The organism is Pseudomonas sp. GM79 (genome assembly GCF_000282495.1).
Lineage (GTDB): Bacteria > Pseudomonadota > Gammaproteobacteria > Pseudomonadales > Pseudomonadaceae > Aquipseudomonas.
In genome coordinates, this window is the sequence record NZ_AKJE01000031.1 from 63,358 (window position 1) to 70,065 (window position 6,708).

General features: G+C 52.8%; 7 protein-coding genes. 4 read left to right on the forward strand and 3 right to left on the reverse strand.

The features are described from left to right. Window positions 1-48: 48 nt before the first annotated feature. Both PMI36_RS20890 and PMI36_RS20885 read right to left on the reverse strand, forming a co-directional pair. Complete coding sequence (locus PMI36_RS20890) at window positions 49-2,694, reverse strand: AAA family ATPase (protein ID WP_008069809.1); 2,646 nt, start codon at window positions 2,692-2,694, stop codon at window positions 49-51. Between the two features lie 185 nt (window positions 2,695-2,879). Next, window positions 2,880-3,203 carry a DUF7693 family protein gene (locus PMI36_RS20885; protein WP_008069810.1) on the reverse strand — a complete coding sequence of 108 codons (324 nt, stop codon included), beginning with the start codon at window positions 3,201-3,203 and terminating at the stop codon, window positions 2,880-2,882. A 270-nt stretch (window positions 3,204-3,473) separates the two neighbouring features. On the opposite strand from PMI36_RS20885, the gene PMI36_RS20880 reads away from it, so the two are divergent. Then, window positions 3,474-3,989, forward strand: a complete 516-nt coding sequence (locus PMI36_RS20880) for a DUF4823 domain-containing protein (RefSeq protein ID WP_008069811.1) — start codon at window positions 3,474-3,476, stop codon at window positions 3,987-3,989. Window positions 3,990-4,889: 900 nt separating this feature from the next. Then, the gene (locus PMI36_RS31945) at window positions 4,890-5,180 is read left to right on the forward strand and encodes a hypothetical protein (RefSeq protein ID WP_008069812.1); all 291 of its coding nucleotides are present in this window, start codon (window positions 4,890-4,892) and stop codon (window positions 5,178-5,180) included. Between the two features lie 220 nt (window positions 5,181-5,400). Here the strand turns inward: PMI36_RS31945 and PMI36_RS0129470 are convergent, their stop codons facing one another. Next, window positions 5,401-5,553 carry a hypothetical protein gene (locus PMI36_RS0129470; protein ID WP_008069814.1) on the reverse strand — a complete coding sequence of 51 codons (153 nt, stop codon included), beginning with the start codon at window positions 5,551-5,553 and terminating at the stop codon, window positions 5,401-5,403. A 307-nt stretch (window positions 5,554-5,860) separates the two neighbouring features. On the opposite strand from PMI36_RS0129470, the gene PMI36_RS20870 reads away from it, so the two are divergent. Both PMI36_RS20870 and PMI36_RS0129475 read left to right on the forward strand, forming a co-directional pair. Next, window positions 5,861-6,280, forward strand: a complete 420-nt coding sequence (locus PMI36_RS20870) for a hypothetical protein (RefSeq protein ID WP_008069815.1) — start codon at window positions 5,861-5,863, stop codon at window positions 6,278-6,280. 66 nt (window positions 6,281-6,346) lie between these two features. Beyond that, window positions 6,347-6,529: a DUF2934 domain-containing protein gene (locus PMI36_RS0129475; protein ID WP_157214941.1), complete on the forward strand. Its 183-nt coding sequence runs from the start codon at window positions 6,347-6,349 to the stop codon at window positions 6,527-6,529. Window positions 6,530-6,708 lie beyond the last annotated feature (179 nt).

A 6,708-nucleotide genomic window follows, 5' to 3' on the forward strand; every position in this document is an offset into this window, starting at 1 on the left:
CTGCCGATGACGCCCCGCCTAAGCAGCATGCAGAGTTATTTGGACAAGTCAGGCTGCCTGAAACGGTTTTTTTCGTGCAGCATTGCGATCTGATCTTGCCCTTTCGTAGACCTTCCTTCTCTTCGCGGCATCGCCAATGAGCTCGACAGCGACCTGGACATCACGTAGTAGTTGTTCAGGGGGCGGGATGGGTAGTTGACGCTCTGCGGGCGTATCGTGAGCTTCAATTGCCTCGCATGACCGGTCGTAAATATCGATTAGTGTTTCCCACTCTGCTTGGGTGTGTCCGATGACTGCTCCAAAGGACTCAACAGACACGACATCGCTGAAAGGCTGCACTGTGTTGTTCATGAACTCTTCGCGGACAGCCCTTTCAATGGTGCCGCGTAATTTGCCGTATGCCCTCGTCACAACCTGTGCGCTGTCGTCGTTCATATACGTACCAATAGTCGCTTGTATTTCTTGCGCAACCTTAGCGATATCTTCCAAACGCATTTTGCAGTTCATAGTTTCCCAGGTAAGCCCCTCGACTATCTGGCCTGGCGCGTTATCCCATCGAACGGATTTGTAGCTAGCCTCTACTCCCGCTTTCCGTTGAGCGGTATTTAGCTCTGTGAGAAATACTGCGTCATGGGTAAGCACAATGACTTGTCGCTCCATTGCCAACGATGCGAGTCGTTCTGCCATCTTTCGGCGATAGCGATGATCCAACGATGTGGACGGGTCGTCAAAAATGACAGCAGAGTGATGAGGCAGTGAGCGGATTTCGGCTAAGAACAGTGCCAATGCAATTGCTCGCTGTTCACCCTCTGAGAGCACATGGTGAGCGTCAAGGTTTGAGCCTTTGATTTTCAATGTGACCTTGGTTGTCCCTGCGCTCGTTCGCCCAGCGAGTTCAGGTTGAACGTCACGCCGGTAGCCTAGAAGCTGCAACTCGGTAGTCATGGCCTCGGCCAAAGCAGAAGTGACGTACTGCCTGGCGAGGTTAGTCATTTTTGTAGAGACACCAGTCGGGCTTAGTGCGGAAAGGCACTTATCGAGGTTTTGCCGCACGATGCTGTCTCGAACATATTGCTCCGCTTGTGGCAGCAACAATGCGAACGCCTGACGAGCCTTGAGCTGCTTAAGGTCCTCCTTAAGTCGCGCTCGATTCTCCGGATCATCCGTTTGGCGCAGTGTTTGGGCAGCTACTTTGTTTGCTTCTATTAACCGGCGTAGCCGGATTTCCAGTCGGTCGCCGTCAGGGAAGGCCGGAATCGCTGGAGTCCAATCATTGGTTTCGACGGCTGTTGTCAGCCATGTTCTGCGTAACTGCCAAGCATCGCAAACTGCTACCAAATGAGTATGCTCATCCGGTGCAACTGCCTTCAATTCGGCCAATGAGGGCGCGTCGAACGGCGTAAAGTTTGCGTTGTTCAACACAGCTAACGCTGCACGAAGTGTGTTCGCTGCTGCGGTTGCATTTGCGGCTGCATGTTCGTTGACAAAGGTTGAAAAATCTCGCATGCGCTGCTGTGCATCAGGGGCCAAAACTGTCTGGCATAAAACGCATTTCGCTCCGTCCTCTGTGTGTGGAAACGAGTGACCTGGGTATGCATCCGTAGTAGAAAAGCGTTCAGCAGCTTCAAAAAGTAACTTCCAAAGACCATTACCTGTTCCAGGAAGTGTTGCTTCATCCACCTCACGTAGGTTCTTCTGTGCAGCTTGGTAGGCCTCCTCGGCAGCTATGTTTTCAACATGAAGGCGCCTGAGTGTTTGAAAGGCTTCATCAGTCACTACCGCATAAGCCGATACGGCGTGCTGAGCGCCAACCTCCAACCGCTCAGACTGTCTGTCCAAGGCTTGAGCCTTGGGTTCCGGATTCATGTCCTGTAGGACTTGTGCGAGTTGCTGCAAACGAACTTCGTCTTCTTCGCTCAATGTGCCCAGCGTTTTCATGACATCCACGTCAGTCCCTACGCCCAGTCCTTTGATGAGATCACCCACCACTGTCTCACCCCGTATGGGGTCAAACAGCCCAGCATTAAGGGCTACTGCGTCACGCTCAGCGGTGATGATACGGTGCAGCTCTCGTTGTGCGACAACTAGGCGATTCATTTGCCCCAAGCCGTACGGTAAAAAGACGGGTGTTCCTTCTTCTTCTACGTAGTCCATAGCGCAAGCAGCGTCATACACGGAGATCATGCTCAAATCTGAGTTTGACGCTTCACCCTGAGTCCATGTGGCTTGTTGAGGATTACCGTCGACAAGAAATGAAACATCCGCCGCAGGTACTCCCGCTACACCGAACGCGTTTGGGCGGACATTGTCGCGGCGCCGAGCTCGACAGGTGTTCTTGAGCAGCCTTGCGTAACCCGACTTACCGACACCATTTTCGCCAAACAAGACGGTCAAACCGTTGGGCTGCAGGTCGACTCTACGCCCGGCCGGGAAGCCATTGATGTTGGACAGGTTGGAGAGCCCTAGAAGTTGGACAGTCGCACCACTACCAGCTCCAGCGACGTGAGCTTGGGCGAGTGGGGTCGGCGGTTCAGGGGAAGCGGAGCCATTTCCATGAGCTTCTTTAACCATGACTACTAGGCTGGCAAGGTCATCGGCACTCAACGCATCTTGGGTGAATAGGCGCCTAAGAGCGTCTCTTTGCCAACCTTTAAGTTCGGCAGACCACACCAATAGGTCATTAACCAGAGTCATAAGCTTTGCTCCATCCGTGGTGGAGCTTGGCGTTAGGCCGACCCCACAATCGGGATGAAGCATAGTCAACAGTTGGCCGCTTCACTCACTTGAGGCATCGGTTGATGTAGGCGCGGTTGGATTACTCATGAGCTTACTGGTGGCAAACCGCGCACGGAAACGAACGCGATGAGGCCTTCTTTTGCTTAGGCTGAGAGCTCATTCAGCAGACGCTCAAGCTGCTCACGCTCCCATCCGCTCAAAAGCTTAACTGGGTCGGTGCCATAGCGTTGCCAGGTTTCAATAGACCCGATACGACCGTCAGGAGACCTGCAATCCTCGCAGTAATCCAAGGTGCCGCCGTCTTTGAAAAGCGTGAGACGCCAGCCATCGATCTCAGCAGTCATGAGGCCGTTGTAGATTTCGCTCAAAGACTGGCTGCTGGTTCTTCTCATGATGCGTGTGCCCAGCGCAACGTCTTTCAAGACCTGGTAGACCTCGCGGGCGGTGAGAGGGGAGGTTGTGTTCAAAATCTGGCGTCCTATGGATGTTCCTTTTTCGCAGCCTTTCCCGCTTGATCGTAGGGCGACTAATACCCGCTATACGACATCCAGCGAGCGTATCCATTCGCATGCTAGAGCATGGTGTACATCCTTGTCAGGGGGACGTGGCAGACTGTCCGGATCGGAGATTGCCAAGCATGTGCTGGCTGCGCGTAGGTTTCCTCACTAGGAACAGGGAGCTTTGCTATATTCCTTTGATCTCTAAATGCCATGCAGGCCTTTTACAAGGATGTATTGATGCGCATTCCCCTGACACTCGCCTTAATTGCCGTGCTCTCTGGTTGCGCGGACTCACACCGCTGGTCACCACAACAAAATGGCTCAGCACGTATTACGACAAGCGAGCGGATCTTTGTCACGACGCCTGCTGACGGCGAATACGGTGATAACGTCTACAGCGGCTCTGGTCGTAACACTACGAAGATCATTTACAACGCCACGAGCACCAAGTCTCGTCTGGTGCGCATTGGCGGTTTGGCTGAAAATTTTGAGGATGCCGTCTCCCAAGCTCGGCGCGCAGATCAAGACATCTTAATCTTCCCAACCATTCTGCACTGGGAGGATCGAGCCACAGAATGGTCGATGATCCCTGACAAAGTAGAAATCAAAGTCGAAGTCATACGAGTTCAAACTGGCGACGTCATTAGCTCTGGGATCATCAAGGGCAGCAGCGGACTGGCTACTTTCGGAGGGGATCACCCCCAAGACCTGTTACCGGAACCGGTTACTGAGTTTGTTTCGTCACTGTTTTAATCTGACTGGCAGATACCAGTAAGGCCGCGATTGAGTTGTTCGGTGTTCAGGCGTGACTGCGACTGGTCGGGATGTCTCATCCTGGCTTATCGATCACCGCATGGCAGGCGTTGAGAAATCACCATTGATTTGATGCAGAGCCTGCTTCTCTTAAGCCTGGGTAATCATCGAGAGCAAGGCTGGGTTTGTCATCTTCAACAGGGTCGGACATCCGACGCTTAGAGTTCCGTACCGAGTGAATCAAACGCTCAGGGACGTACGACCTACACCGCTCTGACATGGATGCTCGGCATTCAGGTGCGAGCAAACAGCCTCTGCCTCCGTCCTGACTTTGAACACGCCATGCTTGCTGGCTGACCCGCCCTCTACAAGATCAACGACCCTGTATCGCTTACTGCCGTCGTCCAGTGTGGTGGTTTCAATCACTCTGAATCTTGCGCGCATGGTTGCTTTCCGTGCATGACATTGGTGTCCTACAAGTACCGGCAAAAGGAGACGATTTCAAGAAAGGGACGAGCTTAAGCTGAGACAATTTATGACGCTGCACCGTGCTTCTCATCGCAGGAACGACGGTAAAACAGCAGGTGTCCGTGTTGAGCCATTTTTCCTATAGTCGATGCTTCGGGCCAGCAGGGTCAGGCTAAGCTTTAGATTTTTCTGATGGAGGTACTGACGCTGCCCGTCGATCCTAATCCCAGAAGTTTCTGGCATACATCTCTCATGGCCTCGACCTTAGAAAAGAAGAGCGAATAACCTGTACAGAATTTCTGGCCGTGTACAGGAATCATGGCCAATTGTCCGATTTATCATTCAATCTTGACGCACCCCGTTGCGTCACTGCCTCGCTGCGCTAAGGTGAATTTTCCGATAACTAAGACTAAAGTCGTAGGAGGATGCGGAATGCGAATTCGTGGGGATGTGTTTTGGCAATGGGCTGATCCAGCACTTCACCATCGGACACACGATGAGACGTTAGACGATGGCACGTTCATTGATGTCCAAGTGAGGCTGTCGCCCTCGGGAATCACCCAAATGTTCATCGGAGTGTATGCGGCGAGCGGTATGGCTTTGCATGAAGAGGCATTTGATTCCAGACCGGGCGAATCAATGACTCGTGCTTTAGCTTGGGGCGTAGGGTGTGCAAGGCGGCTCGCGATTAGTCTCAATCAGACAGAAAGGCATGTAGCCTAGCTCTCATAACAGCAGCTTGGTAGGCACCTGGTCATCTGATCAGGCGTCAAGTGACGACCCATCATCCTTCACCCAAGCTGCTTTCTTGTACCCCCAAGATCAAGGACGGAGAAGCAAATTCTGTTGCAGCGCTCAGTCCGGCGCCTCATCAGTCCTGGCCGCATTTTGACGTTCGAATTATTTCGAGCCTTTTGTCGGGGCAGGGGAGTTTAGGCGAGCGCTAGGTGCCTTCGCCTATACCCTCGATAGATCGTGCGTAGAGGGCGGTTGCCTTCTCGATGAGCCTTGCTCGTTCTTGTGGACTGATAAAATCCTGATCTTCAAATTCATCCGCGAGATGCAGCAGTGCCTCGTACTGCTCTTCTGCGTCCATCCGAATCTCAGGCTGGCTAAACAGTTTTTCCCACGATGCCAGTGCTTGGGTTTTTGCGAATGTCGTTCATCACAAAAGACCATTAGGTGGATCCCCATGGAATCCGTGAAGTTCGAAGGAGAGGACGATCAGTAAAAGGTGTTTGGATAGTGTGTATGCATCATTTTGGCAGCCTGATTGGACTGACGTAAGGGGCATCGCCGATGGACTTTGCCGCAACACCTACGGTCAATATGGATAAAAGGTATTTGATTCCTCGGCAATAAGGCCTCGCGCCACGACCTTCGTGCTCGCTCTGGAGACGATCATGAACACAACACATTTTTCCCCGTTAAAACATGAACGTCATCATCCCCCTCTAGTGAGCGAAAGCCCGCAGGACGCCGCTAGGGCGGACTGGCTCTACAACGCAGCGGAAGAACTTCTGCGCGGCAACAGCGTGTCGTTCCAACGTCGCATGCGTCCTCAACAAGGCGTGACTGCTGAGGAATTTGCCCTGGCAGTGGATGAGTACGTGAACAATCGTCTTGCCGATAACGAGGTGCATACCTCAGCGCTGGGCTGGCTGATTATCACCGCCGAGCGAGGACATGCCGACAAGACTGCTACAGCAGAACTGCTGGGCAATTGTGATCACCCGTTGGGCAAGCTTGGCGAGATTGCCGAGGCGCTGCTTGAACCTCTCGCGGATGACGCTCTTCTAGCCAAAGCTGAGGATGAGCCATGAGCAGATACCTTTGGGATCAGCTAGTTTAAGAACCAGGATCAAGTAGCGACTCAGAGAGGAATGACAATGATTGACGATTCGAAAGTCCGAGAAAGAGCTTATGAGTTGTGGGAGAAAGATGGTCGTCGGGAAGGATCTGAAGAGTTTTATTGGCGACTTGCGCAAGAACAGCTTGAGGCAGAAGCCACACGTCAAGCTACTGATAGTGAGTGGCCGGCAAAAGGCGAAGCCAGCCGCGTTGATCGCTGATGACTAGGAGTTCTTCACTCCGCTTCCGATACGTTTACCTCGTGCGATTCCGCTGTTGGTAATGGCGTCTATGGCGCTCCAAAAGAGTGGCAATTTGACTGTTCCTGCTAACTCACAACAGGTCACCCGCCCACGAGCACGTAGGGCAAAAACGGGACGCTTCAGCACCGTTGAAAGCG